The 19,286-nt window shown below is 60.9% G+C and carries 19 protein-coding genes; 6 read left to right on the top strand and 13 right to left on the bottom strand.

The features are described from left to right. Positions 1-204: 204 nt before the first annotated feature. The 9 genes from panC to dksA all read right to left on the bottom strand — a co-directional run bounded on the left by panC (position 205) and on the right by dksA (position 11,087). Positions 205-1,065, bottom strand: a complete 861-nt coding sequence (gene panC / locus PspCFBP13508_RS20990; RefSeq protein ID WP_130909974.1) for a pantoate--beta-alanine ligase — start codon at positions 1,063-1,065, stop codon at positions 205-207. Then, on the bottom strand, positions 1,062-1,862 hold the full coding sequence (gene panB / locus PspCFBP13508_RS20985; protein ID WP_122698553.1) for a 3-methyl-2-oxobutanoate hydroxymethyltransferase: 801 nt from the start codon (positions 1,860-1,862) through the stop codon (positions 1,062-1,064). Before panB ends, panC begins: the two co-directional genes overlap by 4 nt. A gap of 399 nt (positions 1,863-2,261) precedes the next feature. After that, positions 2,262-2,747 (bottom strand): 2-amino-4-hydroxy-6-hydroxymethyldihydropteridine diphosphokinase, encoded by a 486-nt coding sequence (gene folK / locus PspCFBP13508_RS20980; protein ID WP_137215594.1) that lies wholly within the window; start codon positions 2,745-2,747, stop codon positions 2,262-2,264. Positions 2,748-2,750: 3 nt separating this feature from the next. After that, positions 2,751-4,151, bottom strand: coding sequence for a polynucleotide adenylyltransferase PcnB (locus tag PspCFBP13508_RS20975; RefSeq protein ID WP_016773164.1), 1,401 nt, complete (start codon positions 4,149-4,151; stop codon positions 2,751-2,753). A gap of 736 nt (positions 4,152-4,887) precedes the next feature. After that, positions 4,888-6,324 carry a sigma-54 dependent transcriptional regulator gene (locus PspCFBP13508_RS20970; RefSeq protein WP_039761623.1) on the bottom strand — a complete coding sequence of 479 codons (1,437 nt, stop codon included), beginning with the start codon at positions 6,322-6,324 and terminating at the stop codon, positions 4,888-4,890. Positions 6,325-6,346: 22 nt separating this feature from the next. Then, entirely contained in the window at positions 6,347-9,301 is a 2,955-nt protein-coding gene (locus PspCFBP13508_RS20965) for a sensor histidine kinase (RefSeq protein WP_161984088.1), read from the bottom strand. Continuing rightward, the gene (locus PspCFBP13508_RS20960) at positions 9,285-9,461 is read right to left on the bottom strand and encodes a hypothetical protein (RefSeq protein ID WP_003176118.1); all 177 of its coding nucleotides are present in this window, start codon (positions 9,459-9,461) and stop codon (positions 9,285-9,287) included. Before PspCFBP13508_RS20960 ends, PspCFBP13508_RS20965 begins: the two co-directional genes overlap by 17 nt. Before the next feature lie 77 nt (positions 9,462-9,538). After that, positions 9,539-10,432 (bottom strand): tRNA glutamyl-Q(34) synthetase GluQRS, encoded by an 894-nt coding sequence (gluQRS, locus tag PspCFBP13508_RS20955; RefSeq protein ID WP_137215592.1) that lies wholly within the window; start codon positions 10,430-10,432, stop codon positions 9,539-9,541. Positions 10,433-10,643: 211 nt separating this feature from the next. Then, on the bottom strand, positions 10,644-11,087 hold the full coding sequence (gene dksA / locus PspCFBP13508_RS20950; RefSeq protein ID WP_101157646.1) for an RNA polymerase-binding protein DksA: 444 nt from the start codon (positions 11,085-11,087) through the stop codon (positions 10,644-10,646). 332 nt (positions 11,088-11,419) lie between these two features. On the opposite strand from dksA, the gene PspCFBP13508_RS20945 reads away from it, so the two are divergent. Together PspCFBP13508_RS20945 and sfsA are read left to right on the top strand one after the other, a co-directional pair. After that, positions 11,420-12,589 (top strand): pyridoxal phosphate-dependent aminotransferase, encoded by a 1,170-nt coding sequence (locus tag PspCFBP13508_RS20945; RefSeq protein ID WP_137215591.1) that lies wholly within the window; start codon positions 11,420-11,422, stop codon positions 12,587-12,589. Further along, entirely contained in the window at positions 12,589-13,302 is a 714-nt protein-coding gene (gene sfsA / locus PspCFBP13508_RS20940) for a DNA/RNA nuclease SfsA (RefSeq protein ID WP_122706084.1), read from the top strand. The genes PspCFBP13508_RS20945 and sfsA overlap by 1 nt, the downstream gene beginning before the upstream one ends. On the opposite strand, the gene PspCFBP13508_RS20935 is transcribed toward sfsA, so the two are convergent. Then, positions 13,299-13,616 carry a Rieske (2Fe-2S) protein gene (locus PspCFBP13508_RS20935; RefSeq protein WP_122506697.1) on the bottom strand — a complete coding sequence of 106 codons (318 nt, stop codon included), beginning with the start codon at positions 13,614-13,616 and terminating at the stop codon, positions 13,299-13,301. The two genes, sfsA and PspCFBP13508_RS20935, sit on opposite strands and share 4 nt — an antisense overlap. A gap of 164 nt (positions 13,617-13,780) precedes the next feature. Between PspCFBP13508_RS20935 and PspCFBP13508_RS20930 the strand changes: the two genes are divergently transcribed. Genes PspCFBP13508_RS20930 through PspCFBP13508_RS20915 form a run of 4 tightly spaced genes read left to right on the top strand, consistent with a single transcriptional unit; the run spans position 13,781 to position 17,322 of the window. Then, positions 13,781-14,653, top strand: coding sequence for an ABC transporter substrate-binding protein (locus PspCFBP13508_RS20930; RefSeq protein WP_137215590.1), 873 nt, complete (start codon positions 13,781-13,783; stop codon positions 14,651-14,653). Between the two features lie 50 nt (positions 14,654-14,703). Beyond that, positions 14,704-15,687 carry an iron ABC transporter permease gene (locus PspCFBP13508_RS20925; RefSeq protein ID WP_178084504.1) on the top strand — a complete coding sequence of 328 codons (984 nt, stop codon included), beginning with the start codon at positions 14,704-14,706 and terminating at the stop codon, positions 15,685-15,687. Beyond that, a complete protein-coding gene (locus tag PspCFBP13508_RS20920) occupies positions 15,687-16,454 on the top strand; it encodes a heme ABC transporter ATP-binding protein (RefSeq protein WP_137215588.1) in 768 nt (255 codons plus the stop codon). The genes PspCFBP13508_RS20925 and PspCFBP13508_RS20920 overlap by 1 nt, the downstream gene beginning before the upstream one ends. Positions 16,455-16,473: 19 nt before the next feature. Then, entirely contained in the window at positions 16,474-17,322 is an 849-nt protein-coding gene (locus PspCFBP13508_RS20915; protein ID WP_137215587.1) for a ChaN family lipoprotein, read from the top strand. Positions 17,323-17,556: 234 nt separating this feature from the next. Here PspCFBP13508_RS20915 and PspCFBP13508_RS20910 read toward each other — a convergent pair whose 3' ends face one another. The 3 genes from PspCFBP13508_RS20910 to PspCFBP13508_RS20900 all read right to left on the bottom strand — a co-directional run bounded on the left by PspCFBP13508_RS20910 (position 17,557) and on the right by PspCFBP13508_RS20900 (position 19,272). Continuing rightward, positions 17,557-18,351, bottom strand: coding sequence for a Crp/Fnr family transcriptional regulator (locus tag PspCFBP13508_RS20910; RefSeq protein ID WP_137215586.1), 795 nt, complete (start codon positions 18,349-18,351; stop codon positions 17,557-17,559). A gap of 15 nt (positions 18,352-18,366) precedes the next feature. Continuing rightward, positions 18,367-18,639: a TfoX/Sxy family protein gene (locus PspCFBP13508_RS20905; RefSeq protein ID WP_016773175.1), complete on the bottom strand. Its 273-nt coding sequence runs from the start codon at positions 18,637-18,639 to the stop codon at positions 18,367-18,369. 288 nt (positions 18,640-18,927) lie between these two features. Next, positions 18,928-19,272: a pentapeptide repeat-containing protein gene (locus PspCFBP13508_RS20900; protein ID WP_137215585.1), complete on the bottom strand. Its 345-nt coding sequence runs from the start codon at positions 19,270-19,272 to the stop codon at positions 18,928-18,930. Positions 19,273-19,286 lie beyond the last annotated feature (14 nt).

Below are 19,286 nucleotides of genomic sequence, written 5' to 3'. Positions count from 1 at the left end.
ACCAGATCCCTGTACTTTTTTAACATCCGCAGAGGAATCTGGCCGACAAACGGAGGTGCCCGAAAGATTTTCGCCCAACCGGCATGCACCGAAAACACCTGTGGGAGCGAGCCTGCTCGCGAAGGCGTGGTGTCAGGCAACTTATAAGTCGCTGATACACCGCCTTCGCGAGCAGGCTCGCTCCCACAGGAAATTCGTTGCTGCTTAAATCGGGCTATCGAGGTTCAGGTGCAGGTTGTCGATCAGCCGCGTAGTGCCGAGGAACGCCGCCGCGAGAATCACCAGATCGCGATCTTCCACCGTCGCCGGACGCAACGTCAGGCCATGGCGTATTTCCAGATAGTCCGGACGCAGCCCCGCCGCTTCCAGCACCTGCGACTGCGCAGCGATCAGCGCCGGGTAATCACGCTCACCTTGCTTGATCGCTTCGGCAATGCTGCTCAGCACGCGATACACCACAGGTGCCACCGCGCGTTGATCTTCACTGAGGAAGCCGTTGCGCGACGACAGCGCCAGACCGTCCGCTGCACGCACGGTCGGCTCGCCGATGATCTGGATCGGCATGTTCAGGTCATGCACCAGTGCGCGGATCACCGCCAGTTGCTGGTAATCCTTCTGGCCGAAAATCGCCAGATCCGGCTGGACCATGTTGAACAGCTTGCTGACTACGGTCGCCACACCTTCGAAGTGCCCTGGACGGCTGGCGCCACACAGGCCTTCGGACAATTGCGGCACACTGACCCGGGTTTGTCCGGCCATGCCGTCCGGGTACATCTCTTCAACCGTCGGCGCAAACAGCAGGTCGCAACCGGCTTCGAGGAGCTTTTCCTGATCGGCGGCGAGGGTGCGCGGGTATTTGTCGAGGTCTTCGCCGGCGCCGAACTGCAACGGGTTGACGAAAATACTCGCGACGACGAAATCCACTCGCTGGGTAGCTTTGGTGATCAGTGCTACGTGGCCGCTGTGCAGGTTGCCCATGGTCGGCACGAAGCCGATGCGCTTGCCTTCACTGCGCGCGCGGGCGACGGCGGCACGCAGTTCGCGTACGGTTTTGACGGTGTTCATGCAGAGAATCCGTGTTCGATGCCGGGGAACGTGGTGGCTTTGACTTCGCTGACGTAAGCCTTCAGCGCGGACTGGATGCTGTCCTGACCTTGCATGAAGTTCTTGACGAATTTGGGCACGCGGCCGGTGATCGACAGGCCGAGCATGTCGTGCAATACCAGCACCTGGCCGTCGGTGGCGTTGCCGGCACCGATACCGATCACCGGAATGCCCACGGCCTGGCTGATTTCTGCTGCCAGTTCGCTCGGCACGCACTCGAGCAACAGCATGGCCGCACCGGCCTGCTCCAGCGCGATCGCATCGGCACGCATCTGCCGCGCCTGATTCTCGTTGCGGCCCTGCACTTTATAGCCACCGAGGATGTTCACTGCTTGCGGGGTCAGGCCCATGTGCGCACACACCGGCACACCGCGCTCGGCAAGCAGGCGGATCGACTCCGCCAGCCACAGTTGACCTTCAACCTTGACCATGTGCGCACCGGCCTGCATCAGCATGGCGCTGTTGTTCATGGTCTGTTCGAGGGTGGCGTTGGCCATGAACGGCAGGTCGGCGAGGATCAGCGCATCGCCATTGCCACGCTTGACGCTGGCGACGTGGTAGGCCATTTCCGCCGTGGTCACCGGCAGGGTGCTGTCGTGCCCCTGCAGGACCATGCCGAGGGAGTCGCCGACCAGCAGCACTTCGACACCGGCCTCGTTGCAGGCATGGGCGAAGGTCGCGTCATAGCAGGTCAGCATGGTGATTTTTTCACCTTTCTGCTTGAGGCTCTGGAGCGTGGTCAGGGTGATGGCTGGCATGTAAAAAATCCTCGTTCAGGCGCTCTGCAAACTGCTGCGAGTCACGCGCGTGATTCTTCATCTACTCAGGCGCACGGTCTTGTGTCGTGCTTTGAAAGGCCTGGATTGCGCCCGTTCATGCCGGGTTGGCGGCAGCGGGACGCCTATAGTCGTGATGAGCCAACAGGAAGTCAATTGCGTGTGTTACCGCATTGTTACGCGGGCGGTGTTACCGGCGTTACTGATGCGATTCAGCGGCGCGGCGGGCCTGATTCGGGGGATTTTTGTCTGACAATAATAGTGAATCTCACCCGATCAACTGTAGGAGCTGTCGAGTGAAACGAGGCTGCGATCTTTTGATTTTTAGCATCAAGACCAAAAGATCGCAGCGTTCCGCAGCTCCTACACGACGGATTCGTGTCAGGCGTGGGATATGCGCTCAAGGCCGACAAACGCGCAGGCGGCCAGCAGCTCTGTCAGTGTGCGGCCATCGGCAAGGCGCAGATCCTGCGGTGCCAGTTCAGCGAGGGGATAGAGAACGAACGCCCGCTCCTGAATCTGGTAATGCGGGACCTTCAGCCGTGGCTCATCGATCAGGCGATCGCCGAACAGCAGAATATCCAGATCCAGCGTGCGTGGCCCCCAGCGCTCAAGACGCTCGCGGCCCTGAGCGTTTTCGATCGCTTGCAAGGCGTCGAGCAGCTCGATCGGTGCGAGCGAACTGTCGAGGGCTGCGACGGCATTGGTGTAACGAGGCTGGCCCGGCAACAGCGAATCGCTTTGATAAAAGGCTGAGACGCCGGCAAGGCTCGTCTGCGGCAATTGCCCCAGCGCCGCGATGGCGCTGCGCAACTGGTCGGCCGGGTCAGCGAGGTTGCTGCCCAGGCCGATGTAGATGCGTTCCATCGCTTACTCGCCCGTCGCGCTCGAAGCACCGGCGCGCTTGCGCTTGGAACCGCCGCTGCGGCGACGTTTGCGTGGCGCGCCGCTGGCATCGTCGCCCTTGCCGCTGAGGTCGCGGATCATGTCGCGACGCTCGCTGTCGTTGGCGTCCTGATAATCGGTCCACCACTCGCCGAGGCCATCGGTCTCCTCGCCGGCGCTTTCACGCAGCAGCAGGAAATCGTAACCGGCACGGAAGCGCGGGTTGTCCAGCAACAGGTCGGCGCGTTTGCCGCTGCGCCGTGGCAGGCGTTCCTGCATGTCCCAGATTTCGCGGATCGGCATGGTGAAGCGCTTCGGAATCGCGATGCGCTGGCACTGTTCGGCGATCAGCTCATGAGCCGCTTCCTGCATCGCCGGAATCGGCGGCATGCCACGTTCCTGCAGACGCAGCACTCGCGCCGGCAGCGCCGGCCAGAGCAAGGCGGCAAAGAGGAACGCCGGGGTCACCGGTTTGTTCTGCTTGATGCGCAGATCGGTGTTGGTCAGCGCTTCGCTGATCAGCGTATGGGTGTATTCCGGGTTGTATTCCAGCGCCTCGGCACTGGCCGGGAACAGCGGTGCGAACAGTTGCAGGTCGACCAGCATTTCAAAGGTGATCGCGCCGTGGCCGGAGAGGAACAGCTTGAGCACTTCTTCGAACAGCCGCGCCGACGGAATCTCGCGCAGCATCGGCGCCAGTTCACGGATCGGCTGCACGGTGTGCTTCTCGATGCCGAAGTTGAGCTTGGCGGCAAAACGCACCGCGCGCAGCATGCGCACCGGATCTTCCTGATAACGCTGCTTGGGGTCGCCGATCAGACGGATCAGGTGATTGCGGATGTCGTGCACGCCGTTGGCGTAGTCGAGGATGCGCTCGCTGACCGGATCGTAATACAGGGCGTTAATGGTGAAGTCGCGACGTTGCGCGTCTTCTTCCAGGGTGCCGTAGACGTTGTCGCGCAGAATCCGCCCGCTCTCGTTGCGCGAAGACTGGTTGCTGTCTTCGTCGTCTTCGTTGACCGGGTGGTTGGCGCGGAAGGTCGCGACTTCAATGATTTCGCGACCGAAATGGATGTGCACCAGCTTGAACCGGCGACCGATGATCCGCGCATTGCGGAATTCGGCGCGCACCTGCTCGGGGGTGGCACTGGTGGCGACGTCGAAGTCCTTGGGCGTGATGCCCAGCAGCATGTCACGCACGCAACCACCGACCAGATAAGCCTGGTAACCGGCACCTTGCAGGCGTTCGACGATATTCACCGCATAGCGGCTGAACTGCGTTTTCTGCAGCGAATGTTGGCCGCTGTTGAGCACTTCAGGGGTGCTGCGGATGTGTTGCGTACGACGCACGGGAGTTCGGAATGACTGGAACAGCTTCTTCAGCATGGGATGCACTGTTTGAAGGAATGTTCGGCCATACCAAAAGAATGACCGCATGATGGGCGCAGATTCTAGCATTTAGTCGGGGGATGGTGTAGGAGACAGCAGATTCGAGCTGAAAGCCGCAAGCTACAAGGGTGAAGCGGGGGTAGAGCGGAGGATTTTTTGCAGAAGGGAGAAACTACAAGGGGAGCCGAAGCTCCCCAAGAAGTAGTTGCGTGCTCTTTTTATTATTGATTCGGGCTTCTTGTTTTTGTTGAGTGCCCTCGCCACGAAGTGTTTCCCTCGTGACCCTCCCAATCGGGAGCCAAGAGCAAACGGATTGCTTTGGTCGCTGAATTGCAGTGATCTCTCGATCCAACCAGTACAGGCTCTGTCTTAGGACAGTTTTTGTTGTTCTCGGCCTGGTCGTGGGGCAAGCCCCAAATACAACGCCTCTCCAAAAGAATCAGTTAGCTGCGCCTCTCGCCGTCTTGTTTTTATTGTGCGTGAGTCGATTCGTCTTATTTTTATTGTCTTGTGCATTGCTTGTTATTGTTCTTGTACCAAACATATAGCAGGGTGCGTGCCAACTTTTGCCAAGCCCAGTAAAACAAGGGGTTAGGTCGATATAACCGTTTTGCAGGGGCGAAAAAAAGCCGGGGTTTCGTTACCGATAACCCCGGCTTCTGTTACGTGAATCGACTGCGGTAACAGTTTTTTCACATTGTCATGCGTTACCCGCGCACGCGGTGGGTAACGCTCAGCTCTCGCTGGCAACCCCGGTCTTGCGCCGTGGAATGCCCAGACGCTGGCGGCGTTCCCACAGGCATTTGCGGCTGACGCCCAGTTTGCGTGCCAGTTCGGTCTCGGTCATGTGGTCCTGATGCTCGAGGACGAAGTGCTGGAAATAGTCTTCCAGCGACAGATCCTCGGTCGGCTCATGGCTGCTGTTGCTGGCGTTACCGCCGGTTTGCGGCGGCAGACCGATGAACTCATCGTCCTCCAGATCGCTCAGCTCGATGTCGATGCCCAGCAGGTCGGCCGAAATCTCCGGGCTTTCGCTGAGAATCACCGCGCGCTCGACAGCGTTTTCCAGCTCACGGACGTTACCCGGCCAGGAATAGTGCCGGATCGCCTGTTCGGCATCGGCAGCGAATTTCAGGTCGGTGCGATTGATCCGCGCGCTCTGGCGAGCGAGGAAGGCATTGGCGATTTCGTTGACGTCGGCGCCGCGCTCGCGCAGCGGCGGCAGCTTCAGGGCAATCACGTGCAGACGGTAATAAAGGTCTTCACGGAACTGACCGATTTTCGCCAGGCTCTTCAGATCGCGGTGAGTTGCAGCGATCAGGCGCACATCGACTTTCTGTGACTGCACCGAACCTACGCGGCGAATTTCGCCCTCCTGCAGAACCCGCAGCAAGCGAGCCTGGGCTTCGAGGGGCAGTTCGCCGATCTCATCGAGAAACAAGGTGCCGCCGTCCGCCGCTTCGACCAGACCGGCGCGACCGGCACTGGCCCCGGTGAACGCGCCTTTCTCGTGGCCGAACAGTTCGGATTCGATCAGGCTTTCCGGAATCGCCGCGCAGTTCACCGAAATCATCGGCGCCTTGGCGCGTTTCGACAGATTGTGCAGAGCGCGGGCCACCAGTTCTTTACCGGTACCGGACTCACCCTGAATCAACACGTTGGAATCGGTTGGCGCGACTTTGCGGATCTTGCTGTACAGGTCCTGCATCGGTGGGCAGGAGCCGATGATGCCAATTTCACCATTGCTGTTATCCACAGCGGCTTTGCCATTGCCAGCGGCAGGCTTGCTCGCGGTGGCTTCGCCGGCAGCCGGCGCCGACTGGCGATCGCGCAGGATCCGCGCAACCGCCTGGAGCATTTCATCGTGGTCGAACGGCTTGGCGATGTAATCGACCGCGCCCATTTTCATCGAGTCGACCGCCGAGCGCAGGCTGGCGTAACTGGTCATGATCAGCACCGGCGTGCCCTGGCCGAGCTTGATCAGCTCGGTGCCCGGAGCACCCGGCAGGCGCAGGTCGCTGACGATCAGATCGAACGTAGGAATGGTGAAGCGTTCTTGTGCTTCCTGCACTGATCCGGCTTCGCTGACCTGGTACTGGTTGCGTTCCAGCAGGCGGCGCAAGGCGGAGCGGATGATTGTTTCGTCTTCGACGATCAAAATGTGCGGCATTGATTCGATACTCTCGACGGTCTCAGTTCACAGCGGACGTCGCTTCGACATGACGCGGTAAGGTCACCCGGATACGGGTGCCGCGTTGGCTTTGTACATCAGCCGGGCTGTCGATGGTGATTTGTCCATAATGCTCTTCAACGATGGAATAGACCAGTGCAAGGCCCAGACCGGTGCCTTCACCCGGATCCTTGGTGGTGAAGAAAGGTTCGAACAATCGGTCCATGATGCTCGACGGAATACCGCTGCCTTCGTCTTCGACGATCAGATCGACCGTGTGTTCGCCGGCTTCGCTCTTGACCCGTACCGCACTGTGCGGCGGCGAGGCGTCGCGGGCGTTGGAGAGCAGATTGATCAGCACCTGGGCAAGCCGTTGCGGGTCGCCTTCGACCCAATGATCGGGATCGCACAGGTTGTAGAACTGCACTTCGAAATTGCGCCGGTTCAGCGCCAGCAGGCCAATGGCGTCCTGCGCGACTTCGGCCAGACACACCGGTTCGTCGTTGTGCTGATGACTGCCGGCATGGGCGAAGCTCATCAGCGACTGGACGATGCGCGAGACGCGTTTGGTCTGCTCGAGAATCTGCCCGCTGATTTCCGTCAGCTCGCCGTCATCTTCACGCTCTTCGCGCAGGTTCTGCGCCAGGCAGGCGATGCCGGTGATCGGGTTGCCGATTTCGTGGGCTACCCCCGCTGCGAGTCGACCGATGCTGGCCAGCCGTTCGGAATGCACCAGTTTATCTTCGAGCATCTGCGTTTCGGTCAAATCTTCGACGAGTAACACCAGACCACTGTTACCCGGTGCCAACGGCTCGTCGATTGCCGCTTTGTGCAGGTTCAGCCAGCGGGTCTGACCATCGAGGGCCAGGTGCTGTTTGTGCAAATGCTCGTCGGGCAGGTTGATGAAACCTTGCAGCAATTCTTTCCACGGGTTGGCAATGGTGCTCAGGCGCGAACCGACCACTCGCTGCGCGGCGATGCCGGTCAGCTCTTCCATGGCCTTGTTCCACATCAGGATCTCTTGATCCTTGGCCAGCGAGCAAACGCCCATCGGCAGTTCCTGCAAGGTCTGGCGGTGGTAGCGGCGCAGGGCGTCGAGCTCGGCGGCAAGCCCTGTGAGGCGCGAGTGATAATCCTCGAGACGGCTTTCAATGAAGTGGATGTCTTCGGTGACATAGTTTTCGCCGCCCGCCTTGTAAGGCAGAAAGGTTTCCACCATGTCCTGCGCGACGCTCGGCCCCATCAGGCCGGACAGGTTGGCCTCGATGCGGTCGCGCAAACGGCGCAAGGCGTAAGGCCGGCGTTCATCGAAGGGCAGATACAAGTCGCGCAGCGCTTGCTCGACTTCTTTTTGCGCTGCCTTGGCGCCCAGCGGTTTGGCCAGTTGCGTGGCGAATTCCTGTGGCGAGGCTGCGTGCAGTTCACGGCGTTGCGGGCGGCGCACGTTATCCACCGCGCAGGCCTCGGCGGCGCTGGCTTCTTCCGGGCTGGCATTGGTGAACAGCGAGATCAGGGTGAACATCAACACGTTGGCGGCCAGCGAGGCGATGGCCGCCATGTGCCAACTGGTGTCGTCGAGCACGTAGATCATGTTCAGCAGCGGGATATAGAAACCCTGCAGATTGCCGACCAGCGGCAGCAACATGGTCACCACCCAGACCGTGATCCCCGCCAGCAGACCGGCAATGAAGCCGCGGCGGTTGGCGGTCGGCCAGTACAGCACCGACAACACCCCGGGCAGAAATTGCAGGGTCGCCACGAACGCGACGATGCCGAGATTGGCCAGATCCTGCTCGACGCCGAGCATCAGGTAGAAACCGAAACCGGCCATGATGATCGCCACGATCAGCGCCCGACGGGTCCATTTCAGCCAGCGGTAGATGTTGCCTTCGGCCGGCGGTTGATAGAGCGGCAGCACCAGGTGGTTCAGCGCCATGCCCGACAAGGCCAGGGTGGTGACGATGATCAGGCCACTGGCGGCGGACAGGCCACCGACGTAGGCGAGCAAGGCCAGCGGTTTGCTGTTGGCGGCAATGCCGATGCCGAGGGTGAAATATTCCGGGTCGGTGGTGGCGCCGAGTTTCAGGCCGGCCCAGAGAATCAGCGGTACGGCGAGACTCATCAACAGCAGAAACAACGGCAGGCCCCAACTGGCGCTGACCAGCGAGCGCGGGTTGAGGTTTTCCGTAAAGGTCATGTGATACATGTGCGGCATGACGATCGCCGAGGCGAAGAACACCAGCAACAGCGTGCGCCACGGGCCTTCCTGCAACGGCGTATGCAGGGCGGCGAGGGCGGTCTGGTTTTGCAGCAGCCACAGCTCGAGCTGTTGCGGCCCGTCGAACACCCCATACAGTGCATACAGGCCAACGCCGCCGAGGGCGACCAGTTTGATGATCGACTCAAAGGCAATCGCGAACACCAGCCCTTCGTGTTTCTCACGGGTGGCGATATGCCGGGAACCGAAGAAGATCGTGAACAGAATGATCAGCGCACAGAACGCCAGCGCCACGCGACTCTGCACGCGCTCGCCGGTGAGGATGCCGATCGAATCGGCCACGGCCTGAATCTGCAAGGCAAGCAATGGCAAGACGCCAATCAGCATGAAAATCGTGGTCAGCGCACCGGCCCAGGTGCTGCGAAAGCGGAAGGCAAACAGGTCGGCCAGCGACGACAGTTGATAGGTGCGGGTGATTTTCAGGATCGGATAAAGCAGCACCGGCGCCAGCAGAAACGCACCGGACACGCCGAGATAACTGGACAGAAAGCCGTAACCATATTGATAGGCCAGGCCCACCGTGCCGTAGAACGCCCAGGCACTGGCGTAAACCCCCAGCGACAAGGTGTAGGTCAACGGGTGGCGAATGATCGCGCGCGGGATCATGCCCCGTTCGCTGACCCAAGCCACGCCGAACAGCGCCGCCAGGTAGGCGGCGCTGACCAGGATCATCTGGGTCAGGCTAAAGCTCATCGGCATCTTTTTGGCTCTGCAGGATGAAGGTCACGACAATCAGGATCAGCCAGAGCAGATAAGGGCGATACCAGGCGCCCGTCGCGTCGATCCACCAATCCATGATGGCGGGGGAGAACAGGTAGATCCCGACGACCAGAAGCAGGACCAAGCGATAGATGTACATCCCGGCCTCTCTTTTTTATGCGCGTGCCCGAAAACGTGCGGCGATGGTAACGGATGGGCGCGCGACTGCAAGTGTCGTCATTGCAGTTGCGCTTCGGGCAGGGTCAGTGTGCGCGGGATCTTTTCGGCATCCCAGTGCGCGCTGCCCCAGGCCAGCAGTTCGCGCGGCGAGGCGTGCGCCAATTCAGCGCCGGGATTCTGCCCGAGCGCGCGCAACGCCCGCAGCAGCAACGGCGTGGCTTGATCGGCTTCAAGCGGCGGCGAGCGGTAGGACTTGCCGAGTTTGTTGCCGTCCGGCTGGGTGATCAACGGCAGGTGCAGATAGCGCGGCTGTTTCAGGCCGAGCAGTTCTTGCAGGTATAGCTGACGCGGCGTCGAATCTAGCAGGTCGGCGCCGCGCACAATATCGGTAATGCCTTGCCAGGCGTCATCGAGTACCACCGCGAGTTGATAAGCATAAAGACCATCGCGCCGACGGATGACAAAGTCGCCGACGTCGCGGCCCAGGTGCTGGCGGTATTCGCCCTGCACGCGATCAATGAAGTGGTATTCCAGCTCCGGCACGCGCAGGCGGATCGCGGCGTCGTGCTGTTCATGCCCGGCATTGCGGCAAAACCCCGGATAAATCCCGTGATAGGGCTCCAGTTGTTTGCGCGAGCAGGTGCAGGCGTAGGCCAGGCCATGTTTGAACAGGCTATCGAGCACTTCGGCATAAGCCGCGTGTCGATCGCTCTGACGCACCATCTCGCCATCCCATTCGAAGCCGTAACTTTCCAGCGCCTTGAGAATCGCCGCTTGCGCACCGGGCTCTTCGCGCGGCGGATCGAGATCTTCCATGCGCACCAGCCAGCGCCCACCGACGGCGCGGGCGTCGAGGTAAGACGCCAACGCAGCGACCAGCGAACCGAAGTGCAGGTGGCCACTGGGGGTGGGGGCGAAGCGGCCGATGTAGGCGGGGGATTTGGCAGTCATGGAGGCGATAAAGGCTATTCAGAATTTGAGCAGGTTACCTCTGTGGGAGCGAGCCTGCTCGCGAAAGCGCTGTGTCAGTCAATAATGAGCTGTCTGAAGGGACGCTTTCGCGAGCAGGCTCGGTCCCACAGAGGCAGAAGCAGGTTCCGCGGGCAAAACACAGAAACAAAAACGGAGCGTTCGCACGCTCCGTCTTTCGTTCAGGTCGAGATTACTTGCCGACCTGCTTTTCCTTGATTTCCGCCAGGGTCTTGCAGTCGATGCACAGATCCGCCGTCGGACGGGCTTCGAGGCGCTTGACGCCGATCTCGATGCCGCAGGACTCGCACCAGCCGTACTCTTCGTCTTCGATCAGTTGCAGGGTCTTGTCGATTTTCTTGATCAGCTTGCGCTCGCGGTCGCGGGCGCGCAGTTCGAGGGCGAACTCTTCTTCCTGGCTGGCACGGTCGGCCGGGTCAGGGAAGTTGGCCGCTTCGTCTTTCATGTGATCAACCGTACGGTCGACTTCCTGCATCAAGTCCAGTTTCCACTTGTTCAGGATCTTGGTGAAGTGCGCGCGCATCGGAGCGCCCATGTACTCTTCACCCGCCTTCGGAACATAAGGTTCGAAGCCGCTGATCGTCGCTTGCTGCTGTTGCTTTGCTTGGGTGGACATGAAATAGACCGCCTCTACTCTTGTAATCCATTGCGCAGGATTGCTCCATCACCGACACCTGCCGGCCCTGCGGCTGCAAGCGGGCGAACTTACCAGATCAAATCAGCCTGCGCTACTCCCGGATGTCGAGCCCCCGGCGGGTGGCGCTTGCAGATGTCTGACAAGCCGTGTCTGTGGGAAGGGAGACCTGTTCAATCACTGATTTTAGTCAATCCTGGAGCGTACGTTCAGATCGTTACAGTCCAGCGTTCTTGAGGCTGTGACCTTCACGGGTTCTCGCTCGTTCCGGCAGACAGGTAGAATCGTCTCTTTTTTCCGTCGAAGGCATTCCAATGGGCCCCTACAGTGCGCGCAGTCGTGCGATCGAACCGTTCCATGTGATGGCGCTGCTGGCGCGGGCCAATGAATTGCAGGCCGAGGGCCACGACGTGATCCATCTGGAAATCGGCGAGCCGGACTTCACCACTGCCGAGCCGATCATTCGCGCCGGCCAGGCCGCGTTGACTGCCGGCAAGACCCGTTACACCGCCGCCCGCGGCATTCCCGAACTGCGCGAGGCGATCGCCGGGTTCTACCAGTCGCGATACGGCCTGAACATCGACCCACGGCGGATTCTGATCACACCGGGCGGCTCCGGCGCGCTGTTGCTGGCCAGTGCCCTGTTGGTCGATCCGGGTAAACACTGGCTGCTCGCCGACCCGGGCTACCCGTGCAACCGGCACTTTCTGCGGCTGGTCGAAGGCGCGGCGCAACTGGTGCCGGTGGGGCCGGATGTGCGTTATCAACTGACCCCGGATCTCATTGATCGGCACTGGGACCACGACAGTGTCGGCGCTCTCGTCGCTTCGCCGGCCAACCCGACGGGCACTTTGCTGACCCGCGATGAACTGGCCGGGTTATCCACAGCGATCACGGCCAGGCACGGGCATCTGGTGGTGGACGAGATCTACCACGGCCTGACTTACGGCACCGATGCCGCCAGTGTGCTGGAAGTCGATGACAGCGCTTTTGTCCTCAACAGTTTTTCCAAGTATTTCGGCATGACCGGTTGGCGCCTGGGCTGGTTGGTGGCGCCAGAAGCGGCGGTCAGCGAACTGGAAAAACTCGCGCAGAACCTCTACATCAGTGCGCCGAGCATGGCGCAATACGCGGCGCTGGCCTGTTTCGAGCCGGCCACCATAGCGATTCTTGAAGAGCGCCGCGCCGAGTTTGCGCGCCGTCGCGACTTCCTCCTGCCGGCGCTGCGTGAACTCGGTTTCAACATCGCCGTCGAGCCGGAAGGCGCGTTTTATCTGTACGCCGATATCAGCCGTTTCGGCGGTGATGCCTTCGCATTCTGCCGACATTTCCTCGAAACCGAGCACGTTGCCTTTACGCCGGGACTGGATTTCGGTCGTTATCAGGCCAGCCATCACGTGCGCTTCGCTTACACACAAAACCTCGCACGATTACGGGAAGCCGTGGAACGCATTGCGCGCGGCTTGAAGAGCTGGCAAGGCTGATGCGCTTTTATCCTGCTCTGGAAGAAGCGCGGCTGATTCGCCGATATAAGCGTTTTCTCGCCGATATCGAGACCGTTAGCGGGGAGTTGCTGACCATTCACTGCCCTAACACCGGTTCGATGCTCAATTGCCAGGTCGAGGGCGGGCAGGTCTGGTTCAGTCGCTCAAATGACCCGAAACGCAAATTGCCCGGCACTTGGGAAATTGGCGAAACCCCGCAGGGCCGGCTATTTTGCGTCAACACCGCACGCGCCAACGGATTGGTCGAAGAAGCCTTGCAGGCCGGCGTGATCACCGAGTTGAACGGCTTTACCGCGTTGAAGCGTGAGGTTGCCTACGGACAGGAAAAAAGCCGCATCGACTTCCGCCTCGAATACCCCAGCGGCCCGGCGTATGTCGAAGTCAAAAGCGTCACCTTGGGCTTCGACGGCACGGCGGTGGCGGCGTTTCCCGATGCGGTGACCCAGCGTGGCGCCAAACACCTGCGTGAGCTTGCGCATCTGGCGCGCGACGGCATTCGGGCGGTGCAGTTGTACTGCGTGAACCTTACCGGCATCGATGCCGTGCGCCCGGCCGAGGAAATCGATTGGGCTTACGCCGAGGCGCTGCGTGAAGCGGTCGCCTGTGGTGTTGAGGTGTTGGCCTACGGAGTGCGCCTGGACCACGAAGAAATGGTCATTGATCGCCGACTCGATGTGCGGCTAAACGGTTAAACGTCGATCCAAACGCCTTGTGTATCTTCCCGGCATTCAATTGCCGTGAGCGACTGCCCGGCGCAGGGGCCGGCGACGCATTCGCCGTTCTCGATCAGAAACAGTGCGCCATGGGTGGCGCACTGGATCAGGCTGTTGCTCGGGTCGAGAAACTGGTCGGGCTGCCATTCCAGCCCGACACCCCGGTGCGGGCAGCGATTGAAATAGACAAAGACTTGGCCACCTCGACGCACGGCAAACAGCTTTTTGCCTTCGATTTCGAAACCGCGACTGCCGGCTTCGGCCAGATCGCTGCCGGCGCAGAGAAACTTCATGGCTATCCTCTAATGTCCGCTCGTGTCGGGATATGTCCGAGCTTGACGTTCAAATGCAAACAATTATCAAATGGCGACCTTCTCCCACTGGGAGTCTGGCCGTTGCCGAGGATACTTGGCTCGCTGCGCCGATGCCCGGGAAACCTTGTTCAAGGAAGCTTTGTATGCGTCTGAAAACCCGCGTTGTCGTGCTGTGCGTCGGTCTTTTTCTCAGCCATCAGACGATCGCGGCGGATTTACCGCAACGCTGGGTCAGCGCCGGCGGTGCGCTGTCGGAATGGGTCAGCGCGTTGGGCGGCGAGTCGAAGCTGGTCGGGGTCGACACCACCAGCCAACATCCCGAATCGTTGCAGGCGCTGCCGAGTATCGGTTATCAGCGCAGCCTGTCGGCCGAAGGCATCTTGAGCCTGCGCCCGGACATTCTGATAGGTACTGAAGAAATGGGACCGCCGCCGGTTCTGGCGCAAGTCAAAGCGGCCAAGGTCAAGGTCGAGTTGTTCTCGGCGCAGCCGGATCTGCCGACGCTGGAAAAGAATGTCACCCATCTGGGCCATTTGCTCGGCGCACAAAACCAGGCGGCGCAGCTACTGCAGAGTTATCAACAGCAACTCCAGGCTCAGACAGTGCGCGTTGCCCAAGTGCAGACCACGCAGAAAGCCCCCGGCGTGTTGCTGTTGCTCGGGCATGCCGGCGGCAAGCCGTTGATCGCCGGCAAGGACACCGCCGCCGATTGGTTGCTGCAACAAGCCGGCGGGCACAACCTTGCGACGCATACCGGCTACAAACCGTTTTCTGTCGAATCCCTCGCCAGCCTCGATCCCGAAGTGCTGGTGTTCGCTGACCGAGCGTTGACGGGCGAGGCGGCAAAAGCCGCGTTGTTCAAGGAAAATCCGATCCTCAATTCCAGCCGCGCGGCCAAGAGCGGGCGGGTGATGGAGCTGGATCCGACGCTGCTGGTTGGCGGCCTCGGGCCACGGTTGCCGGCTGCTTTGCAAACCCTGACGGACGGCTTCTACCCGGCCAAGGGCGGCCAATGACCACACTGGTCAAACCCCGCGGCTTGTTTATCGGCCTGACATTGCTGTGTCTGCTGGCGATCTGGCTGTCGCTGGCATTGGGGCCGGTGAGCCTGCCGTTGTTCGATACCCTGCGCGCGGCGCTGCGTCTGATCGGCGTGCCGCTGGCGCCGCAAGGATTGGAGCAGGCCGAGCTGATTCTCGGCCAGATCCGCCTGCCGCGAACCTTGCTCGGCTTGGCGGTCGGCGGCGTGCTGGCGCTGTCGGGGGTGGCAATGCAGGGCTTGTTTCGTAATCCGCTGGCCGATCCGGGGCTGGTCGGGGTGTCCAGTGGCGCGGCGCTTGGCGCGGCGATTGCGATTGTCGGCGGTTCGTTATTCGGCGGCCTGCCGGAGTGGTTCGGGCCGTATCTGTTGTCGGTGTGTGCGTTTCTTGGCGGGCTCGGGGTGACGGCGTTGGTCTACCGGCTGGGCCGGCGCAACGGTCAGACGCATGTGGCGACCATGTTGCTGGCCGGTATCGCGCTGACGGCGCTGGCCAGTTCGGCGGTCGGTCTGTTCACTTACCTGGCCGATGACGCCACGCTGCGCACCCTGACCTTCTGGAACCTGGGCAGCCTCAACGGCGCCAGTTACGCGCGGCTTTGGCCACTGCTGATCATCACCATCGGCGTGGCGCTGTGGCTGCCGCGTCGGGCCAAGGCATTGAATGCCTTGTTGCTCGGTGAATCCGAGGCCGGTCATCTGGGCATCGATGTCGAACGGCTCAAGCGCGAACTGGTGTTCTGCACCGCGCTGGGCGTTGGCGCGGCGGTTGCGGCGGCGGGCATGATCGGTTTTGTCGGGCTGGTGGTGCCGCATCTGGTGCGCCTGCTGGCCGGCCCGGATCACAAAGTTCTGTTGCCAGCCTCGGTGCTGGCCGGTGCGAGCCTGTTATTGCTCGCCGATCTGGTGGCGCGTCTGGCGCTGGTGCCGGCGGAGTTGCCGATCGGCATTGTTACTGCGTTTATCGGCGCGCCGTTCTTTCTTTATCTGCTGCTGCGAGGGCGTGCCTGATGCTGTCTGCGCGCGATCTGCATGTCCGCCGTGGCCGCAAAGCTGTGCTTAGTGGAGTCACGCTCAGGCTCGAACCCGGTCAAGTGCTTGGCGTGCTGGGACCGAACGGCGCCGGCAAAAGCACTTTGCTTGGCGCATTGTGTGGTGAGTTGCCCGCCAGTGACGGCAATGTCTCGCTCGAAGGTCAGGCGTTGAGCCACTGGAGCGGAACGCAGCGGGCACAACGACTGGCGGTGTTGCCGCAGGTTTCGACGCTGGACTTTGCCTTCGCCGTGGAAGAGGTCGTCGGCATGGGCCGTTTGCCGTACCAGACCGGGCGCGTACGTGATGACGAAATCGTCGCGGCAGCGCTGGTCGCCGCCGATGCCGGGCACCTGAGTGGGCGCAGCTATCTGGCGTTGTCAGGTGGCGAGCGTCAGCGCGTGCATCTGGCGCGGGTGCTGGCGCAACTCTGGCCGGGTCAGGCCGGGCAAACCTTGTTGCTCGACGAACCGACATCGATGCTCGATCCGCTGCATCAGCACACCACCTTGCAGGCGGTGCGCGAGTTCGCCGATCGCGGCGCGGCGGTACTGGTGATCCTGCATGATCTGAATCTGGCGGCGCGTTATTGCGATCGCGTGCTGTTGCTGGAGGAGGGGCGCCCGGTTGCGCTGGATACTCCGCAGCAGGTGCTGCGCCCGGATACGCTCAAAGCAGTGTTCGGCCTGGAGGTATTGGTGCAGCCGCACCCGGAGCGTGGGCATCCGCTGATCATCGCCCGCTGATCAATCATCGAGGTGTCGCATGCGTGGATTGTGGTTGTTGGCGCTGGTGTTGCTCGCGGGGTGTCAGCACGTGGCGGTTCCGCCGGTGGGCGCTGATATCCGCGATCTGCGCAGCGGCGAGGTACTTACGGCGCAGCAATTGCTGACGCGTCTGGCTGAGCCTGAGCGTTTGATCATCGGTGAGCAGCACGACAATGCCGATCACCATGCCGCACAGTTGTGGCTGTTGCAGGCGCTCGGCGAGCAACGGGCTCAAGGCAGTCTGCTGCTGGAAATGCTCACGCCGGATCAACAAGCGAAAGTCGATGCGGCGCGCCAGTCGAAATCCGTTCCGGCAGACCTGCCCGCGGCATTGGCCTGGCAAGAGGGCTGGGACTGGAATCTTTACGGGCCGATCGTGCGCTTCGCCCTGACGCAACCGTATCCGTTGCTGGCGGCCAATCTCGATGACAGCGAAATCCGCGCGTTTTACCGCAATCCACCGGCTCTGAACGGTGCGCGCAGCAATGCGCTTTCGGTTAAAAAAACTTTGCTTGGGCAAGTCAGTGAATCCCACTGCGGCCTGCTGCCCGAATCACAGATGCCGGCAATGCTGGCGATTCAGCAACAGCGTGATCGGCGAATGGCCGAACGCATGCTGGCGGCGCCGATGCCTTCGATTCTGCTGGCCGGTGCCTGGCATGCGCGAAAGGATGTCGGCGTGCCGCTGCATCTGCTCGATCTGGGCGCAACCAGGGCGCCGACCGTATTGATGCTGGCCGAGCAGGGCGATGTGGTAACGGCGGCGATGGCCGATTACGTCTGGTACACGCCTGCCACGCCGAAGCCGGATTACTGCGAACAGATGCGACAACAGTTCGCCAAATGACTTTTCCACAGGCAAAAAAAAGACCCGGTAAAAAACCGGGTCAAATAACCGTGATTAGCCTGATGAGGAGATAATCTGAGAGTCCGAACCAAGGGCTTTTCAGAATATCGACTGATCTCGCGACCAGTTGTGATAATCATAGCGATTCTCATTACCGCGTCAACCGCTGATTTTGCAAATCTGTAATTTAGTTTTTCGAATGATCTCGAGGCCACGCAAACTAAGGGGTTTGCGCTAGATACGATGCGTCGTCAAATGCGTAATCTGCCGATTCAACTGGCCGATGCGTCGAGCCATGCCCTCAATCAGGCTGTGGGCGATCTTCGGATTGCTGCGGGTCATGCTCAAAAACTGATCACCGGGAATCAACATCACCGTGCTCGGCTCTGACGTGACTACCGTGGCGTTGCGCGGCTCGCCGGTGAACAACGCCAGGGCGCCGAAAATCTCGTCCCTCGGCACGTCGCCGACCTTGTGCCCATCAACAAAAGCCTCGGCATGCCCATCGATAATCACGAAGACATGATCCGCTGCATCGCCCTGTTGAATCAGCACGGCGCCCGCCTCAACGCGTTTGAAGCCGTTGGTGCTGCGAAACTCCCGGGGTTTCAACTCGGCCACGGCATGGGCGAGCAGCGCCATTTGCCCGAGCAGATAGCTCAGCAACTGCTCCGATCGATCAGGATCGGCATACAAATGCTGCAAAACCTCAGCGCGCCCATAGGGCACCAGGCGCACAGCGCTGTCGCTGCAAATGCGGCAGTCGCTCCATTGCTCGCCACGTTGCAGGCCGAGCAGATCACCTTCCTGCCAGTAGAACAGCGCACGGCCCGCGATGCAGCCATGTACCACGCCCTCGCTCAGCAGAAACAACTGATCGCTCGGCACCTGTGCAAACAGATCGTCCGTTGCCTCCAGCTCGATGACCGACGCGCATGGCGACAAATCCTGCAGCCATTGCCCGGGAAGATTCTGCAAGCGATTGATCAATGCGTCGGCGTGGGCCGATTGTTCCCCCAGTAAATACATGGCGTCAGCGCCTGTTCAGTTCTTGTGACGCGCGGAAATGGCCTCGAGCTGTTTGTTCAAGGCGTCCTTGCGCTCGGCGGGGATATCGTTCCAGTGCACGTCCATCAACGCGCCCTCGATCGCATACAACAACACCTTCGATGCGCGAAACCCCCGAGTACGCACGGCCCGGTAGGCGTCCACTGCACCGAGGCGACGCAAGTCCGAGGCGCTGTGGATGCCCACGGCATGCAGCCATTGCGCCGATGTCTTGCCAAGATTTTTCAGGTGTTGCAGTTCATCATTCATCAAGCCTCCTTGCGACGGCCGAATGGTGCGTGGGCGAGCTTCTCAGCAGTGTAGCCATCAGTAGGAAAAGCGTGATTGTTTGGTCGGATTCGACGCAAAAGCTTCTAAGAAAGGGGGGAAAAGGCCTGCGAACGCAGAAGGAAGCGAGTTAGGCGGTTAACAATGTGGGAGCGAGCCTGCTCGCGAAGAGGGCGTATCAGACACAATCGATACCCACTGACACTACGCCTTCGCGAGCAGGCTCGCTCCCACAGGGGAAAGGCGTGGTGTCAGGAAGATCTCCAGGTTTCAGCGGGTGCGATAGCGCAGCCGCGTGCCGAAATTCATCGACATCAGAATCTCGTCAGCACTCAGCTCCGGCGGAAAGTACGCCCCGGAAATCTGCGCATGGGCCAGGCTGGCGCCTTCGAGCGATGCCTTGCGGAAGTCGATGCCGCGCAGATCGGCGGAGCGGAAGTACGCATCGCGGAAATCCACGTTATCGGCATTCAGTTCACGCAGATCGAGACCACGGAAATCGCCGCCGACCATGTCGATCGGGCCATCCTGTGGGCGTTCCTTGTTGAAGCCTGCGATGTCATCTTTGTGCAGCAGGGCGTAAAGCGGAGTGTCGAGCAGTTTTGGCTGGCTCATGTCAGATCACCTGT

Origin of the sequence: Pseudomonas sp. CFBP13508 (assembly GCF_005233515.1) — a bacterium.
In the GTDB taxonomy this organism is placed as follows: domain Bacteria; phylum Pseudomonadota; class Gammaproteobacteria; order Pseudomonadales; family Pseudomonadaceae; genus Aquipseudomonas; species Aquipseudomonas mercuritolerans.
This window is presented reverse-complemented; position numbering and strand designations above follow the sequence as displayed.